Source organism: Stenotrophomonas sp. YJH_SMC_64, assembly GCF_059371375.1.
Window position 1 is genome coordinate 178,169 of record NZ_JCAFUN010000013.1, and the last position, 14,634, is coordinate 192,802.

Genomic DNA, 14,634 nt, shown 5'->3' on the forward strand with positions numbered 1-14,634 from the left:
TGCGCACGATGGCGGCCGTACGGCCGCCACGATCCGTTCGGGGGGATGAGGTCGGGGCCATGGGGTCTTGCAGCTGCACCCCCGCATTGCCGGGATTGCAAAACTGTGACCTTCGTCCGCTCGCTGTTGTTTGCCATGCGCTTCCAGGGCGCCCTGCTCTGTGCCCTGCTTCTGCTGCCGGCCATCGCCGCCGCGCAGGACTGGAACTACCGGGTCCGCCCCGGCGACACCCTGTGGGATCTGGGTGGCGTGTATCTGAAACCCTCGGTGCGCTGGCAACAGCTCCAGCAGCACAACCGAATCGACAACCCCTACCGGCTGCCGCCCGGCCAGCTGCTGCGTTTCCCCATCAGCTGGCTGCGCATCGAACCGGCACCGGCGCGGGTGCTCTCGGTCCGCGGCAAGGTCGAACTGTCCAGTGGAGACGGCAGCGCCAGCCGCGCCATCCAGGCCGGCGAGCAACTGCATATCGGAGACACCGTACAGACCGAGGGCGAATCCAGCGTCACGCTGGAATTTGCCGATGCGTCGCGCCTGCAGCTGCGTGAGTACTCGCGCCTGCGCCTGGACCAGCTCAGCCGCTACGGCCACACCGGCATGGTCGACACCCGCCTGCGCCTGCAGCAGGGCCGCGCCAGCAATCGGGTGACGCCCGCGCGCGGCCCGGCATCGCGCTACATCATCGATGCGCCCACCGCCACCAGCAGCGTGCGCGGCACCGTCTTCCGGGTCAGTGCCGGCGACGGTCGTGATGTCGCGGCCACCGAGGTCCTGCAGGGCAAGGTGCAGGTCGGCAACACCCATGGCCAGCGCATGGTCCAGCCCGGACAGGCCACCCGCAGCGCCAGCGCAGACGCCGCTCCGGACGCAGTCTCCGTACTGCTGCCGGCGCCGCAGCTGCGCAACGATGAACTGCGCCTGGCCCCGTTGCCGACGCTGCTGGCATGGACTCCGGTCACCGGCGCCGCGCATTACCGCGTTGAAGTGGTAGAGGCAGCCACGCCGGAGATCCTGCTGTTCGCTGCCACCACCCCCGATACCCGCCTGGCCATCGGCGATCTGCCGCCGGGCCAGCTGCGCATCCTGCTGCGCGCGGTCGATGCGCAGGGTGTGGAAGGCATCGACGCCAGTGCCGACTTCGAACTCAGCGACCAGCCCCCACCGCCGCTGACCCTGACCCCGCTGCATGGACAGACAATCAACAGCGACCGCCCGCGTTTCCGCTGGAGCCAAGCCCCCGGTGCGCGCAGCAGCGTGCTGCAGATCGCGGCTGATTCCACCTTCGTACAGCCACTGCAGGAACAGACCAGCACCGGCACCGATCTGCGCCTGGCGCAGCCATTGCCGCCGGGTCACTACTTCTGGCGGATCGCCTCCCGCAGTGCCGATGGGCACCAGGGGCGCTATGGCCAGGCCCTGCCACTGCAGCTGAGCAACGAGCCGGTGGATCCTGCGCTGCAACCGCCGGAGGCCGCGCACGGTGAACTGACCCTGCGTTGGCAGGCCGGCAGCGAAGGCCAGCGCTATCGCGTGCAGGTCGACCGCCGCGGCGACTTCAAGGCGCCCCTGGTCGACGAAACCGTGGCCGAACCGCAGGTCAGCTTCAAGCGTCCGTGGCGCGGTACCCTGCATGTGCGCGTGCAGTACATCGACGATGACGGCCATGCCGGCGAGTTCTCGCCTGCCCAGCAGATCGCCCTGCCGTGTCGCCTCTGCTATGGCACCGGCGGTGGTGCCCTGCTGCTGTGGCTGCTGTTGTGAGGCGCTCGCCGCTGCCGTGGTCGAAGCGGATCCTGCTGGCCATGCTGGCCGGGATACTGACCCTCGTCGCCAGCCAGGGCCAATGGCTGTGGCGGCAGGACGAGGCCACCTACGACGCGATGGTCGGCAACTGGGACTATCGACCCGACCCGAGCGTGCTGATCGTGGCCATCGACGAAGGCAGCCTGCAACGCATCGGCCAATGGCCGTGGCCGCGCTCGGTCCACGCCCGGTTGCTGGATCGCCTGACCGATGCCGGTGCCGAACGGGTCGCGCTGGATCTGATGCTGTCCGAGCCGGACCGCCGCGACAGCCGCCAGGACGAGGCGCTGGCCGCGGCCATCCGTCGCAATGGCCGGGTGGTGCTGCCGGTGCTGGCCGCACCGGCAGCCGGCGATCGCATGGCAGAGGAAATGCTGCCGGTTCCGCAGATCGCGGCCAGTGCCGCCGCCATCGGCCACACCGACGTTGAGGTGGACAGTGACGGTGTCGCCCGCGGCATCTACCTGCATGCGGGCATCGGCAAGGCGCATTGGCCGGCGCTCGGGCTGGCCCTGACCGGCCTGCCCGCGGGCGCGGTGCGCGGGCTGCCCGACCCTGATCCCGAGGTGGGCTCGCCCTATCAATGGCGGCGCAACGACTACGTGCGGGTGCGCTATGCCGGACCTCCCGAGCAGTTGCCGCAGGTTTCCTACGCAGACGTGCTCGATGGCCACGTGGACATGGCGATGCTGCATGGCCGCCGCATCATCGTCGGCATGACCGCCAGCGGCATCGCACCGCGCCTGCTGACCCCGACCACCCGCGAGTTCTGGATGAGCGGCAGCGAGTACCAGGCCAACATCGCCTCGATGCTGCTGCAGCACAAGCAGATCGAGGTGCTGCCCCGCTTCTGGCAGCACACCATCAGCGCGGTGCTGGTGGCGCTGTGCGTGATCCTGCTCGGCCTGCGCCTGCCGTGGCTGGCGGCACTGAGTTCGCTGCCGCTTGCCCCTCTGCTGAGCTGGTTGCTGTTGCGCACCAGCAACCTCTGGTGGGCGCCAGCCACCGCCCTGCTGGGCGTCCTGCTGGTCCTGCTGGCCTGGGCGATCTGGCGGATTTCGGCCTGGCACCGGCAGGCCAACCGCGACGCACTGACCGGCCTTGGCAATCGCCTGCGTTTCGAACAGGCGCTGCAGCAGGAATGCGACGCCGCACGACGCAACGGCAAGCCACTGAGCCTGGCGCTGATTGATGTCGACCACTTCAAGCGCCACAACGACCGCCATGGCCACCAGGTCGGCGACCGCGTGCTGCGGGACGTCGCCCGGTTGATCGGCGCGCATGCGCGGCGGCCGCGCGACATGGCCGCGCGTTACGGTGGCGATGAATTCGCGCTGGTATTGCCCGATACCCCGGCCGAAGGCGCGCGGCTTGTCATCCAGGACCTGATCGACTGCGTACGTGCATTGCCGGTACACGGTGACGGCAGCGACGATCGGGTGACGCTCACCATCGGCGTGTTTACCCGGGTACCGGAAGGCGAGCTGCAACCGCATCATTTCGTCGAAGGGGCCGACACCGCGCTGTACCAGGCCAAAGCGAATGGACGCGACGGGTATGTGATCGACGGCGGCGCGTGACCGGTGCCACCGGGTGCAACATACGCATGCGAATGGTTAGACTGGACACCTCGCCCAGCGCCCCCGGATCCGCATGAACGCCCGTCTGTTCCGCTTCGGCATCAACCTCTGGCCGCCCTTCCTGTTCACCGGCATCCACGTCACCCGCATCACCCCCGACTACCGGCAGATTGATGTCGAGCTGCGCCTGCGGCCATGGAACCGCAACTACGTCGGCACCCACTTCGGTGGCAGCCTGTTCGCGATGACCGATCCGTTCTGGATGCTCGGCCTGCTGCACATCCTCGGCCGCGACTACTACGTGTGGGACCGCGCCGGCGCCATCGACTTCCTCAAGCCCGGCCGCGGCACGGTACGCACATCATTCCGCATCGACGACGCGCTGCTGGACGAACTGCGCGCCGAAGCGGCCAGTGGCGAGAAGGTGCTGCGCTGGTTCAGCAACGACGTGATCAATGAAAGCGGCGAGGTGGTCGCACAGGTCCGCAAGCAGGTGTACCTGCGCCTGAAGCCGCACGCGCGCTGAGCGCGCCTCAATCGCGCGCCAACGCAGTCGAAGCTGGCTCCGCCTGCAGCGGCACCGACAGCCACGGGCTTTCGTCGTTGCTGCGGGACGGCGAGCGGCGCGGCACCTGCAGATGGCGGCCATCCGCCGACAAGCGCGGCACCCGCACCGGCGAGGCGAACTGCGCCGGCAACCGCTGCAGGGCATCCACCGGATCCCCCGGCTGCTGCCGCAGCCAGCGCTGTGCACCCAGCAGGCGCAGCATCGCCGCGGCGTCCTGGGTGCGCGACGAATAGGCCGGATAGACCGGACCCGCAATGTCGGTCAACAGGCAACCCATGACGTTCGACAGGCAACCAAAGTCACGCTGCGGCGGCGCCGGCACCGGCAACGGACGGTCCGCCTCCAGCGCAGCGGTCGCCGTCGCGCCACAGGCCCAACCGAGATTGCCAGCCGCACGGGCCAGGGTGCTGCTGCGGTCCAGTACCAGCGCGCCGCCGAATTCCCGCGCCGAGGTCTCGATCGCCACCCGGTTCATCGCATACTCGCCCTGCATCGCACGGCACAGGCTCTGCTCGTCGGCCCGCATCGGCTGCATGGCCTGTTCGCATTCGGCCGGCAGCGGGTGATCGGCAGGCAGTTCGACCAGCATGTCGGCCAGCAGCTGCGCGTTGGCCTGTACCAGGCTGGCGCCGATGATGCTTTCGACCAGATAGCTGCCACCGGGCACCAGCCGCCGGCCCAGCTGCACTCCCCGGCAGCTGCCGCGCAGGGCACCGTCGATGTCACCCTGTACGAACGCCAGCGCGCGTGCGCTGGTGGCATCGACCACCAGCCCGTAGGTCGGCATCGGCACCAGGATGCCCTCGCCCTTCGGCTGGAACGGCGATACGAAGTAGTCTGCTTCGGCGAGCTGATCCAGCCGCGCATGCAACTGCTGGTGCCCGGCATGGGCCTCCACGAAGCGTTGCGAGTCCGCGCGGACCTGGGCGAGGCAGCCGCGGGCGGCCGGCCCGCAACTGGCACCGGGCCGCGAGCGCAGCTCGGCATGGTTGGCCACCAGGTGTGTCTGGCCGCCGCTGCTGCCCCGCAGGTCGGCCTCCCAACGGCGCACGTCCTCGGCCAACGCCTGCTCGCGCTGGCGGGCATCCAGATCGTCGAACGGCAGCGTCCACAACAGGGCATAACCGTTGCGCCCGCTCGCCGGCAGCCGCGCTTCCAGCCGTTGCTGCGCCTGCAACCGCGATTCCGGCACCGGCCACATGCGTGAGGCGCACCACACCACGATGGTCAACAGCAGCAGGCCCGCCAGGGTCCAGCCCAGTCCGCGCAGAATCTTCAACACAGCTTCCCTTCCATGGCTCGTTGCCGCAGTCGATCCACCAGCGTAATCGACCGGCAGTGACCGCTACAATGCGCACATGTCGCTCGAAGCCCCCGCCCTGGTCCCCCGCCCCTCCCTGCAGCGCCTGTTCCTGACCGGCCTGCTGACCCTGCTGCCGATCTGGCTGACCTGGGTCGTGGTCAAGTTCGTGTTCGTGTTGCTGTCGGGCATTTCCAGCCCGCTGGTGGTACCGCTGTCCGAGCAGATCGCGACAAGCTTCCCGCACTACCTCGGCTGGGTCCGCGCCGAATGGATCCAAGACACCATCGCCCTGCTGGCCACCCTGCTGGTGATCCTGGCGGTGGGCGTGGCCAGCCGCCGCGTGCTCGGCCAGCGCCTGCTGCGCTGGGTGGGCGCGGTCATCAAGCGCATTCCGCTGGCCAGCATCATCTACGACAGCGCAAAGAAGCTGCTGGACATGCTGCAGACCGAACCGGGCAGCACCCAGCGCGTGGTGCTGATCGACTTCCCGCACCGCGACATGAAATCGGTCGGACTGGTCACCCGCGTGATCAAGGAACACGGCACCGACCGTGAGCTGGCCGCGGTGTATGTACCGACCACGCCGAACCCGACCTCGGGCTACCTGGAAATCGTGCCGGTGGAACTGCTGACCCCGACTGACTGGACCGTCGACCAGGCCATGAGCTTCATCATTTCCGGCGGCGCCGTCGCACCGTCCAGCGTGCCGTTCACCCGCGCCGGCGAACGCACCGGCGAACGCACCGAATGACCCCGGCGCCGATCGAGCGCCCGCTGCAGGACCGCGCGGTCCTGCTGTTCATCGTGCTGGCCGCGTTCTTCTGCGGCAATGCGGTGCTGGCCGAGCTGATCGGGGTGAAGATCTTCGCGCTGGAAGACACCCTGGGCATCGCCCCGCTGAACTGGAACCTGTTCGGCCAGACCGGCTCGCTCAGCTTCACCGCCGGTACCCTGCTGTGGCCGGTGGTGTTCATCATGACCGACACCATCAACGAGTTTTTCGGCAAGCGCGGCGTGCGCTTCATCTCGTGGCTGGCGGTGGTGCTGATCGGCTACGGCTTCCTGTTCGCCTTCGCGGCCATTTCGCTGGCGCCGGCCAGCTGGTGGGTCACGTCGATGGATGGCCACGGTGTGCCCGACTACCAGGCCGCGTTCGCAGCCGTGTTCGGCCAGGGCATGTGGACCATCGCCGGTTCGCTGGTGGCCTTCCTGCTCGGCCAGCTGATCGACGTGGCGGTGTTCCACCGCATCCGCCAGGCCACCGGCGAACGCCACGTGTGGCTGCGTGCGACCGGATCGACTGCGATCTCGCAGGTGGTGGACAGCTTCGTGGTGATCTGGATCGCCTTCGTGCTGGGCCCGCAGCACTGGCCGACCTCGCTGTTCCTTGCGGTCGCCAGCGTCAACTACGTGTACAAGATGGGCTTTGCGATTGCCCTGATTCCGTTGCTGTACCTGATGCGGCGTGCCATCACCCGCTATCTGGGCGCCGATCGCGCGGCGGCACTGCGCGCCGCCGCTGCGGCTGACTGAAGCCCCAGCGCCACCAAGCTGACTGCGTCTTCACGCTGGCCGTACGCGCGCGGATCGTGCAAGCTCCACGATCTGTGTTCCACGGAAGCTTCTTGATGCCGTATTCCCCCCGCGTCCTGGCCGCTGCCATTGCCGCGTTGTTCCTGTTCAGTGCCGTGCCGTCGGCCGAAGCAGCGAAGAAGAAGGCCAGCCGCCCTGCCGCTGCGCAGACCCGCCAGGCCGCCAAGCCCAAGGCCAGGCCCGCCCGTGCCACCGCACCGGCCCGTGGCAGTTCGGCGCGCCGCGCTGCGCCGCGTCCGGTCGCACCGGCCCGTGCCGTGCCCAAGCAGGTGCAGCTGGAACGGCTGTACGACGAGTACTGGGATGCCTCGATGCGGTTGAACCCGCTGCAGGCCACGTTCCAGGGCGAACCGCGCTACAACGACCAGCTACCCAACATCCTGTCCGCCGCCTGGCGCCAGCAGTCGCACGACTTCACCACGCAATGGCTGGGCAAGGTCGAAAAACTCGGCAGCGATGGCCTGCAGGGCCAGGACCTGCTCAGTTACGAGATCTTCGTCCGTGACGCGCGCGCCTCGCTGGCTGCCGAGCGCTACCCGAGCTGGATGATGCCGATCAGCCAGTACTACAACATCGGCAGCATCATGGCGATCCTCGGCTCCGGCGCGGGCGCGCAGCCGTTCAACACCGTGCAGGACTATGACACCTGGTCGCGCCGCTCGCTCGGCATTCCCGAACTGTTCGACCAGGCCATCGACAACATGCGCCAGGGCATGAAGGCCGGCGTGGTGCAGCCGCGCGACCTGATGGAGAAGGTGCTGCCGCAGCTGGATGCGGTGATCAAGCCGACCGCTGAAGAGAGCATCTTCTGGTCGCCGATCCGCACCATGCCGAACACGATTGCGGCCGAAGACAAGGCGCGCATCAGTGCCGAGTACAAGCGCATGATCGAACTGCGCATCATGCCCGCCTACCGCGCCCTGCGCGGCTTCATCGCCACCGAGTACCTGCCGGCCACGCGCGCCAGCAGCGGCATGGGCGCGCTGCCCGACGGCCAGGCCTGGTACGCCAACCTGATCGTGCAGACCACCGCCAGCGACCAGACCGCCGCGCAGCTGCACGCGCTGGGCGAGCAACGCGTGCAGGAACTGCAGGCACAGATCGCCACGGTGATGAAGGACGCCAAGCTGCGTGGCACGCCGGCAAAGCTGCTGCGCAGCATGCGCAACGATCGCCAGTTCCAGTACAGCGATGCCAATGCACTGATCAGCCGCTACCGCCAGGTGCAGCAGCAGGTCAACGCGCGCCTGCCGCAGGTGCTCGATACGCTGCCGAAGTCCGCGCTGGAAGTACGCGCAGTGGAACCGGAACGGGCGCTGACCGCCGCCGCTGCCGCCTACCAGCCGTCGCCGCCCGGGCAGCCCGCCGTGCTGTACATCAACACCCGCGACCTGCCCAGCCGCAAGCGCTGGAGCGTGCCGGTGCAGTACCTGCATGAAGCGATTCCCGGCCATCACGTGCAACTGGGCCTGCAGCAGGAGCTGGCCAAGCTGCCGCGCTTCCGTCGCCTCGGTGGCGATCTTGCGTTCGTCGAAGGCTGGGGCCTGTACGCCGAAACACTGGGTGAAGACCTCGGCGTCTACACCGATCCCTACGACCGTATCGGCTACCTGTACTCACGCCTGCTGCGCGCCGCGCGCGTCGTCGCCGACACCGGCGTCAATGCACAGGGCTGGAGCAAGCAGCAGGCCGTGGCCTACCTGCAGAAGACGGTGGACATGAGCAGCGATGACGCCAACGCCGAAGTCGAGCGGATCATGGCCCAGCCCGGCCAGGCACTGTCGAACGTCGCCGGCCTGACCACCATCGTTGCCCTGCGCGACAAGGCCAAGGCACGCCAGGGCGCAGCCTTCGATCTGCGCCGCTTCCATGCAGAACTGCTGAAAGACGGCTCGATGCCTCTGGACGTGCTGGACCGCAAGATGGAGCGCTGGATGGCACAGCCGGCCAGCGCTGCGCCCACACCTTCGCCCTGACGCTTCCGGAGCCACCATGCGCCCTGCCGTCGCCCTGTTCGCCGCCGTGCTGGGCCTGCTGCCTCTGGCGGGCGCCGCCGCACCGGTGCTGACCCCACCGGATGCCGGTATCGACGGCCTGATGCAGGCCTACGATGGCCAGGTGCCCGGCGCCGCAGTGCTGGTGCTGCATGACGGGCAGCCAGTGTTCCGCCGTGGCTACGGCCTTGCGGTGGTCGAAGACGGCACCCCGGTCACAGCCGCCAGCAACTTCCGGCTGGCCTCGGTCAGCAAGCAGTTCACCGCTGCGGCGGTGCTGCTGCTGGTGGAAGACGGCCGGCTCGGGCTGGACCAGCCGGCCCGGCAGTGGCTGCCCGAGCTGCCACCGGCTGCAGCGGGCATCACCCTCCGCCACCTGCTCTCGCATACCAGCGGCCTGCTCGACTACGAAGACCTGATGGACCCGGCAGACACGCGGCAGGTACACGATGCCGATGTGCTGGCCCTGCTGTCGCGCCAGGACCGGCTGAACTTCGCGCCGGGCACGCAGTACCGCTACAGCAACAGCGGCTATGCACTGCTGGCACTGATCGTGGGCCGCGCCTCCGGCCAGGATTTCGCCGCCTTCCTGCAGCAGCGCATCTTCCGCCCACTGGGCATGGTCCACACCGTGGCCCACCAGGACGGTGTCGATACCATCGCCGCACGCGCCTATGGCTACAGCCGGATCGAGGGCCGCTGGCAGCGCACCGACCAGAGCACCACCAGCGCGGTACTCGGCGATGGCGGCATCTATTCCTCGCTGGACGATCTCGCCCGCTGGGATGCCGCGCTGTACGACGACCGCCTGCTGTCGAAGGCCTCGCGCCGCGCGATGTTCAGCCCGGCCACGACCACATCGGAACCGGACGTGCCGCATTACGGTTTCGGCTGGCGCCTGAACGGCCCGGTGCAATGGCACAGCGGCGAGAGCATCGGCTTCCGCAACGTGATCGTGCGCCACCCGGAGAAGCACCTGACCGTGATCGTGCTGACCAACCGCAACGACCCCGAACCCTATCCGCTGGCGCAGAAGATCGCCCAGCGCTGGCTGGACACCCTGCAATGACCCCCGGTTCCGACGCCCTGCTGGGCATCCACCACGCCGCACTGATCTGCAGCGACTACGCACGCTCGAAGGACTTCTACGTGCGCATCCTCGGCCTGCGCGTGCTGGCCGAGAACCACCGCGCCGCACGCGATTCCTGGAAGCTCGATCTGGCCCTGCCCGACGGCGGCCAGCTGGAACTGTTCTCCTTCCCCTCGCCGCCGCCCCGTCCCAGCCGCCCGGAGGCCCAGGGTCTGCGCCACCTCGCGTTCCGGGTGGCTGCACTGGAACCCTTCATCCAGCGCCTGGCCGCGCATGGTGTCGCCTGCGAACCGATCCGCGTGGACGAATACACCGGCCGACGCTTCACCTTCTTCGCCGACCCCGACGACCTGCCGCTGGAGTTGTACGAAGTCGGTTGATCCTGCGCGTCGGGGCCAGATCCCTTTTCCATCGAAAAAGGATCTGACCCCGCATTCCCACGGTCGGTCTTATCCCCGCATGGCGTGGATCTACCGTGTCGACCAAGGTCGACACCTACCAACAGCCGCAGAAATCTGCCAGAGGTGGGGCGGTGTGGGGGGGCAGGACCGTTGGCGCCATGGATGGCGCCATCGAGCCCCCAGGGACGGGTTTACGGCGTGTCCTGCCCACCCACACCGCCCCGCCATCCCACGGAATCCCGCCGCTGCCGTTGCTGTTGCCTCTGCAGGTGCAGGGCGCAGCCCTGCAAAGCCCCCTTCCCCATACCCCGCCGAATGGGTATACAGTCGACCCGTACCGGCATCGTGCCGGAATGAACCCTGGGAGGGGACCATGCGCAAGACCTTCAAGAACCTGCTGCTGGCACTGCCGCTGTGCCTGGCCGCGCTCTCGGCGCAGGCCGCCGATGGCGCCGCCGGCCGCTGGAAGACCATCGACGACAAGACCGGCAAGGTGAAGTCGATCGTCGAGATCACCCAGGCCGCCAACGGCACCCTGACCGGCAAGGTGGTCGACATCCTGCACTCGGACAAGGGCCCCAACCCGGTCTGTGACGGCTGTGAAGGCGCCAACAGGAACAAGCCGGTGAAGGGCATGACCATCCTCTGGAACCTGAAGGCCGACGGCGCCAACAAGTGGTCCGGTGGCACCATCCTCGATCCGGCCAATGGCAAGACCTACAAGTCGAAGATGGAACTCCAGCCCGGCGGCACCAGGCTGGACGTGTCCGGCTGCATCGCCTTCATCTGCCGCGCGCAGACCTGGCAGCGCGAATAAGCGCCCCGGCCCCCGCTTCATCCCCGTGACCCGGCCCCGGCCGGGTCACCTCGTTGCGGGCATGCGATACTCTGCGGTTCCCCTCGGCTTCACCCCGCGACCATGACCCGTACCGCGCTCGTCACCACCGCCCTGCCCTACGCCAACGGCCCGCTGCACCTGGGCCACCTGGTCGGCTACATCCAGGCCGACATCTGGGTGCGTGCGCGGCGAATGAGTGGCGGCAAGGCCTGGTTCGTCTGCGCCGACGATACCCATGGCACGCCGATCATGCTGGCCGCGGAAAAGGCCGGGGTCACCCCGGAGACCTTCATCGCCAACATCCAGGCCAGCCACGAACGTGACTTCGCCGCCTTCGGCGTGGCATTCGACCACTACGACTCGACCAATTCGGCGGCCAACAAGGCGCTGACCGAGCAGTTCTACCTGAAGCTGGAAGCGGCAGGCCACATCAGCCGCCGTTCGGTGGCGCAGTTCTACGACCCGGCCAAGGGCATGTTCCTGCCCGACCGCTACGTCAAGGGCATCTGCCCGAACTGCGGCAGCCCCGACCAGTACGGCGACAACTGCGAAGTGTGTGGCGCTACCTATGCGCCGACCGATCTGAAGGAACCGCGTTCGGTCATCTCCGGTGCCACGCCGGAAATGCGCGATTCGGAGCACTTCTTCTTCGAGGTGGGCCACTTCGACGCGTTCCTGCGCGAATGGCTGGCCGGCGACGTCGCCCTGCCGGGCGTGAAGGCCAAGCTGGGTGAGTGGCTCAATGCCGAAGGTGGCCTGCGCGCGTGGGACATCTCGCGCGATGCGCCGTACTTCGGTTTCCAGATTCCTGGCCAGCCGGGCAAGTACTTCTACGTCTGGCTGGATGCGCCGATCGGCTACCTGTCCAGCTTCCAGACCCTGTGCGGCAGGATCGGCGAGGACTTCGAGGCGCACCTGCGCGCCGGTACCGCCACCGAGCTGCACCACTTCATCGGCAAGGACATCGTCAACTTCCACGGCCTGTTCTGGCCGGCGGTGCTGCACGGTACCGGCCACCGCGCGCCGACCCGCCTGCACGTCAACGGCTACCTGACCGTGGACGGCGCCAAGATGAGCAAGTCGCGCGGCACCTTCGTGATGGCGCGTACCTTCCTCGATGCCGGCCTGGAACCGGAAGCACTGCGCTACTACTACGCCGCCAAGTCCGGCGGTGGCGTCGACGATCTCGACCTGAACCTGGGTGACTTCATCGCCCGCGTCAACGCCGACCTGGTCGGCAAGTTCGTCAACCTGGCCAGCCGCTGCGCCGGCTTCATCAGCAAGCGTTTCGACGGCCAGCTGGCCGCGCAGCTGCCCGATGCGGCGCAGTACCAGCGCCTCGTCGACGGCCTGGCGCCGATCCGTGAAGCCTACGAGCGCAACGACCCGGCCGCGGCGATCCGCCTGACCATGGCCCTGGCCGACGAAGCCAACCGCTACATCGACGACGTCAAGCCGTGGGTCATCGCCAAGCAGGAAGGCGCCGACGCGCAGCTGCAGGCCGTGTGCAGCCAGGGCCTGAACCTGTTCCGCGTGCTGGTCACCGCCCTGAAGCCGGTGCTGCCGGCCACCGCCGCGCAGGCCGAAGCCTTCCTGGCCGCGCCGGTGAACGACTGGACCGAACTGGCACAGCCGCTGCTGGGCCACCGCATCACCGACTACACCCCGCTGTTCACCCGTATCGACCCGAAGAAGATTGACGCCATGATCGACGCCTCCAAGGACACCCTGCAGCCGGCCGCGGCCGCGGCCGCCGCTGCCGCCCCCGCCGCCAGGACCGAAGCGGCCAAGCCGGCTGCACCGGCACCGGCCAAGGACGACGCAAAGAGCGCCGATGCTCCGGCCTACATCGGCATCGACGATTTCGCCAGGCTCGACCTGCGCATCGGCAAGGTGCTGGTCTGTGAGTTCGTGGAAGGGTCGGACAAGCTGCTGCGCTTCGAACTGGATGCAGGTGAACTGGGCAAGCGCCAGATCTTCTCCGGTATCCGCGCCAGCTACGGCGAGCCGGAGAAGCTGGTCGGCCGCAGCGTGGTGTTCATCGCCAACCTGGCCCCGCGCAAGATGCGCTTCGGCCTGAGCGAAGGCATGATCCTGTCGGCCGGTTTCGACGGCGGTGCGCTGGCGTTGCTGGACGCCGACAGCGGCGCGCAGCCGGGCATGCCGGTCCGCTGATGCTCGCAGCGGGCGTGGCCTCGGCCGCGCCCGCCGGCAGCACCGGCCACCGGAGGCAACGCGATGGGAGGCAACGGAATGGAACTGGCGCTGTTCGACTTCGACCACACCGTGACCACCTGCGATACCTATGGCCGTTTCCTGCGCCGCGTGGCCACCGCCGAACAGCTGGCGCAGGCGTGGTGGAAGGTCGGCCCGTGGCTGCTCGCGTACAAGCTGAAGCTGATCTCGGCCGAACGCATCCGCGCGCGCGTCACCCGCCTGACCTTCAGCGACCGCCACAGTGACGACATCACCACCCTGGCCGCCGGCTTCTCGCGTGAGTTCCTGCCCGATGTGGTGCGCCCGGAAATGCTGGAGCAGATCCGCTGGCACAAGGAACAGCAGCACACCGTGGTGATCGTGTCCGGCTCGCTGGACCTGTACCTGCGGCCGTGGTGCGAGCAGCTGGGCCTGCAGTTGATCTGCAACCGGCTGGAATGTCAGGACGGACGCCTGACCGGCCGTTACGCCGGTGGCGACTGTGGCCCGCGCAAGGTCGAGCACATCCGTCGCCAGTTCGATCTGTCGCGTTACGTGCGCATCCATGCCTACGGTGACAGTTCCGAAGACAAGCCGATGCTGGCGCTGGCCCACGAGCGCTGGTTCCGCGGCAAACCCCTGAAGTAACCCGACGCGCAGCCTTCGCCACGCATGAGCCTGATCCCACCCCTGACCGAACGCCTCGACCGCCTGTTGCCGCAGACCCAATGCGGGCAATGCGGCTACGACGGTTGCCGACCGTACGCGCAGGCGATGGCGCGCGGCGAGGCAGGCGTCGACCGCTGCCCACCCGGTGGCGATGCCGGTGCACGCGCGCTGGCCCAGGTTCTGCGCGTACCGGCGATTCCTTTTGATCGTTCGCGCGGCGAGCACAAGGCGCCGCAGGTGGCGTTGATCGTGGAAGCCGACTGCATCGGCTGCACCAAGTGCATCCAGGCCTGCCCGGTGGACGCCATCATCGGCGGCGCCAAGTACATGCACACGGTGATCGCCGATCTGTGCACCGGCTGTGAGCTGTGCATCCCGCCGTGCCCGGTCGACTGCATCGAGCTGGTGCCGGCATAGCCACCAGACCAACCGGCGGTGGAGCGGCGGGGTAGAGTCGGCTGTTAGTTGTGTAAACCCACCACGTTGTTCAGCAGGACTCTGGAAATAGGTGGCTGGCCACCGATCCCCATGTGAGGGCGGTGCCAGTTGTAGTGGTGCAGCCATTGGGTCAGCACGGAATTGCGCTGGTCCGAGGAGGC

Annotated in this window: 14 protein-coding genes; 12 read left to right on the forward strand and 2 right to left on the reverse strand. The window is 68.0% G+C overall.

What is annotated here, in order from left to right; genetic code table 11:
- Positions 1-105: 105 nt before the first annotated feature.
- From AC5P9L_RS15575 to AC5P9L_RS15585, 3 genes are all read left to right on the forward strand, one after another.
- Positions 106-1,761 carry a FecR family protein gene (locus AC5P9L_RS15575; protein ID WP_279915692.1) on the forward strand — a complete coding sequence of 552 codons (1,656 nt, stop codon included), beginning with the start codon at positions 106-108 and terminating at the stop codon, positions 1,759-1,761.
- Positions 1,758-3,383 carry a CHASE2 domain-containing protein gene (locus AC5P9L_RS15580; RefSeq protein ID WP_099480002.1) on the forward strand — a complete coding sequence of 542 codons (1,626 nt, stop codon included), beginning with the start codon at positions 1,758-1,760 and terminating at the stop codon, positions 3,381-3,383. Before AC5P9L_RS15575 ends, AC5P9L_RS15580 begins: the two co-directional genes overlap by 4 nt.
- 73 nt (positions 3,384-3,456) lie before the next feature.
- A complete protein-coding gene (locus tag AC5P9L_RS15585) occupies positions 3,457-3,909 on the forward strand; it encodes a DUF4442 domain-containing protein (protein WP_024956029.1) in 453 nt (150 codons plus the stop codon).
- Between the two features lie 7 nt (positions 3,910-3,916).
- Here AC5P9L_RS15585 and AC5P9L_RS15590 read toward each other — a convergent pair whose 3' ends face one another.
- Entirely contained in the window at positions 3,917-5,233 is a 1,317-nt protein-coding gene (locus AC5P9L_RS15590; RefSeq protein WP_279915691.1) for a hypothetical protein, read from the reverse strand.
- 76 nt (positions 5,234-5,309) lie between these two features.
- Here AC5P9L_RS15590 and AC5P9L_RS15595 point away from each other — a divergent pair, with 76 nt between their 5' ends.
- The 9 genes from AC5P9L_RS15595 (at position 5,310) to rnfB (ending at position 14,452) form a co-directional block, all read left to right on the forward strand.
- Entirely contained in the window at positions 5,310-6,005 is a 696-nt protein-coding gene (locus tag AC5P9L_RS15595; protein WP_005414135.1) for a DUF502 domain-containing protein, read from the forward strand.
- Positions 6,002-6,787, forward strand: a complete 786-nt coding sequence (locus AC5P9L_RS15600) for a queuosine precursor transporter (RefSeq protein WP_005414136.1) — start codon at positions 6,002-6,004, stop codon at positions 6,785-6,787. The genes AC5P9L_RS15595 and AC5P9L_RS15600 overlap by 4 nt, the downstream gene beginning before the upstream one ends.
- 95 nt (positions 6,788-6,882) lie before the next feature.
- Positions 6,883-8,823 carry a DUF885 domain-containing protein gene (locus tag AC5P9L_RS15605; protein WP_099484055.1) on the forward strand — a complete coding sequence of 647 codons (1,941 nt, stop codon included), beginning with the start codon at positions 6,883-6,885 and terminating at the stop codon, positions 8,821-8,823.
- A gap of 16 nt (positions 8,824-8,839) precedes the next feature.
- Positions 8,840-9,910, forward strand: coding sequence for a serine hydrolase domain-containing protein (locus AC5P9L_RS15610; RefSeq protein ID WP_111117971.1), 1,071 nt, complete (start codon positions 8,840-8,842; stop codon positions 9,908-9,910).
- Complete coding sequence (gloA2, locus tag AC5P9L_RS15615) at positions 9,907-10,311, forward strand: SMU1112c/YaeR family gloxylase I-like metalloprotein (protein WP_005414138.1); 405 nt, start codon at positions 9,907-9,909, stop codon at positions 10,309-10,311. Before AC5P9L_RS15610 ends, gloA2 begins: the two co-directional genes overlap by 4 nt.
- Positions 10,312-10,705: 394 nt before the next feature.
- On the forward strand, positions 10,706-11,149 hold the full coding sequence (locus AC5P9L_RS15620; RefSeq protein ID WP_038645346.1) for a DUF2147 domain-containing protein: 444 nt from the start codon (positions 10,706-10,708) through the stop codon (positions 11,147-11,149).
- 102 nt (positions 11,150-11,251) lie between these two features.
- On the forward strand, positions 11,252-13,345 hold the full coding sequence (gene metG, locus AC5P9L_RS15625; RefSeq protein ID WP_323163005.1) for a methionine--tRNA ligase: 2,094 nt from the start codon (positions 11,252-11,254) through the stop codon (positions 13,343-13,345).
- A 78-nt stretch (positions 13,346-13,423) separates the two neighbouring features.
- Positions 13,424-14,014 (forward strand): HAD family hydrolase, encoded by a 591-nt coding sequence (locus AC5P9L_RS15630; RefSeq protein ID WP_032965934.1) that lies wholly within the window; start codon positions 13,424-13,426, stop codon positions 14,012-14,014.
- A gap of 24 nt (positions 14,015-14,038) precedes the next feature.
- Complete coding sequence (gene rnfB, locus AC5P9L_RS15635; protein WP_005410555.1) at positions 14,039-14,452, forward strand: Rnf electron transport complex subunit RnfB; 414 nt, start codon at positions 14,039-14,041, stop codon at positions 14,450-14,452.
- A 44-nt stretch (positions 14,453-14,496) separates the two neighbouring features.
- Here the strand turns inward: rnfB and AC5P9L_RS15640 are convergent.
- A partial coding sequence (locus tag AC5P9L_RS15640; RefSeq protein WP_167699443.1) for an integrase core domain-containing protein occupies positions 14,497-14,634 on the reverse strand: 138 nt, incomplete at its 5' end.

Coding starts and splice junctions, on each gene's coding strand:
- AC5P9L_RS15585 (WP_024956029.1), top strand. CDS start 3,457: ATGAACGCCCGTCTGTTCCGCTTCGGCATCAACCTCTGGCCGCCCTTC.
- AC5P9L_RS15595 (WP_005414135.1), top strand. CDS start 5,310: ATGTCGCTCGAAGCCCCCGCCCTGGTCCCCCGCCCCTCCCTGCAGCGC.
- AC5P9L_RS15600 (WP_005414136.1), top strand. CDS start 6,002: ATGACCCCGGCGCCGATCGAGCGCCCGCTGCAGGACCGCGCGGTCCTG.
- AC5P9L_RS15605 (WP_099484055.1), top strand. CDS start 6,883: ATGCCGTATTCCCCCCGCGTCCTGGCCGCTGCCATTGCCGCGTTGTTC.
- AC5P9L_RS15610 (WP_111117971.1), top strand. CDS start 8,840: ATGCGCCCTGCCGTCGCCCTGTTCGCCGCCGTGCTGGGCCTGCTGCCT.
- gloA2 (WP_005414138.1), top strand. CDS start 9,907: ATGACCCCCGGTTCCGACGCCCTGCTGGGCATCCACCACGCCGCACTG.
- AC5P9L_RS15620 (WP_038645346.1), top strand. CDS start 10,706: ATGCGCAAGACCTTCAAGAACCTGCTGCTGGCACTGCCGCTGTGCCTG.
- metG (WP_323163005.1), top strand. CDS start 11,252: ATGACCCGTACCGCGCTCGTCACCACCGCCCTGCCCTACGCCAACGGC.
- AC5P9L_RS15630 (WP_032965934.1), top strand. CDS start 13,424: ATGGAACTGGCGCTGTTCGACTTCGACCACACCGTGACCACCTGCGAT.
- rnfB (WP_005410555.1), top strand. CDS start 14,039: ATGAGCCTGATCCCACCCCTGACCGAACGCCTCGACCGCCTGTTGCCG.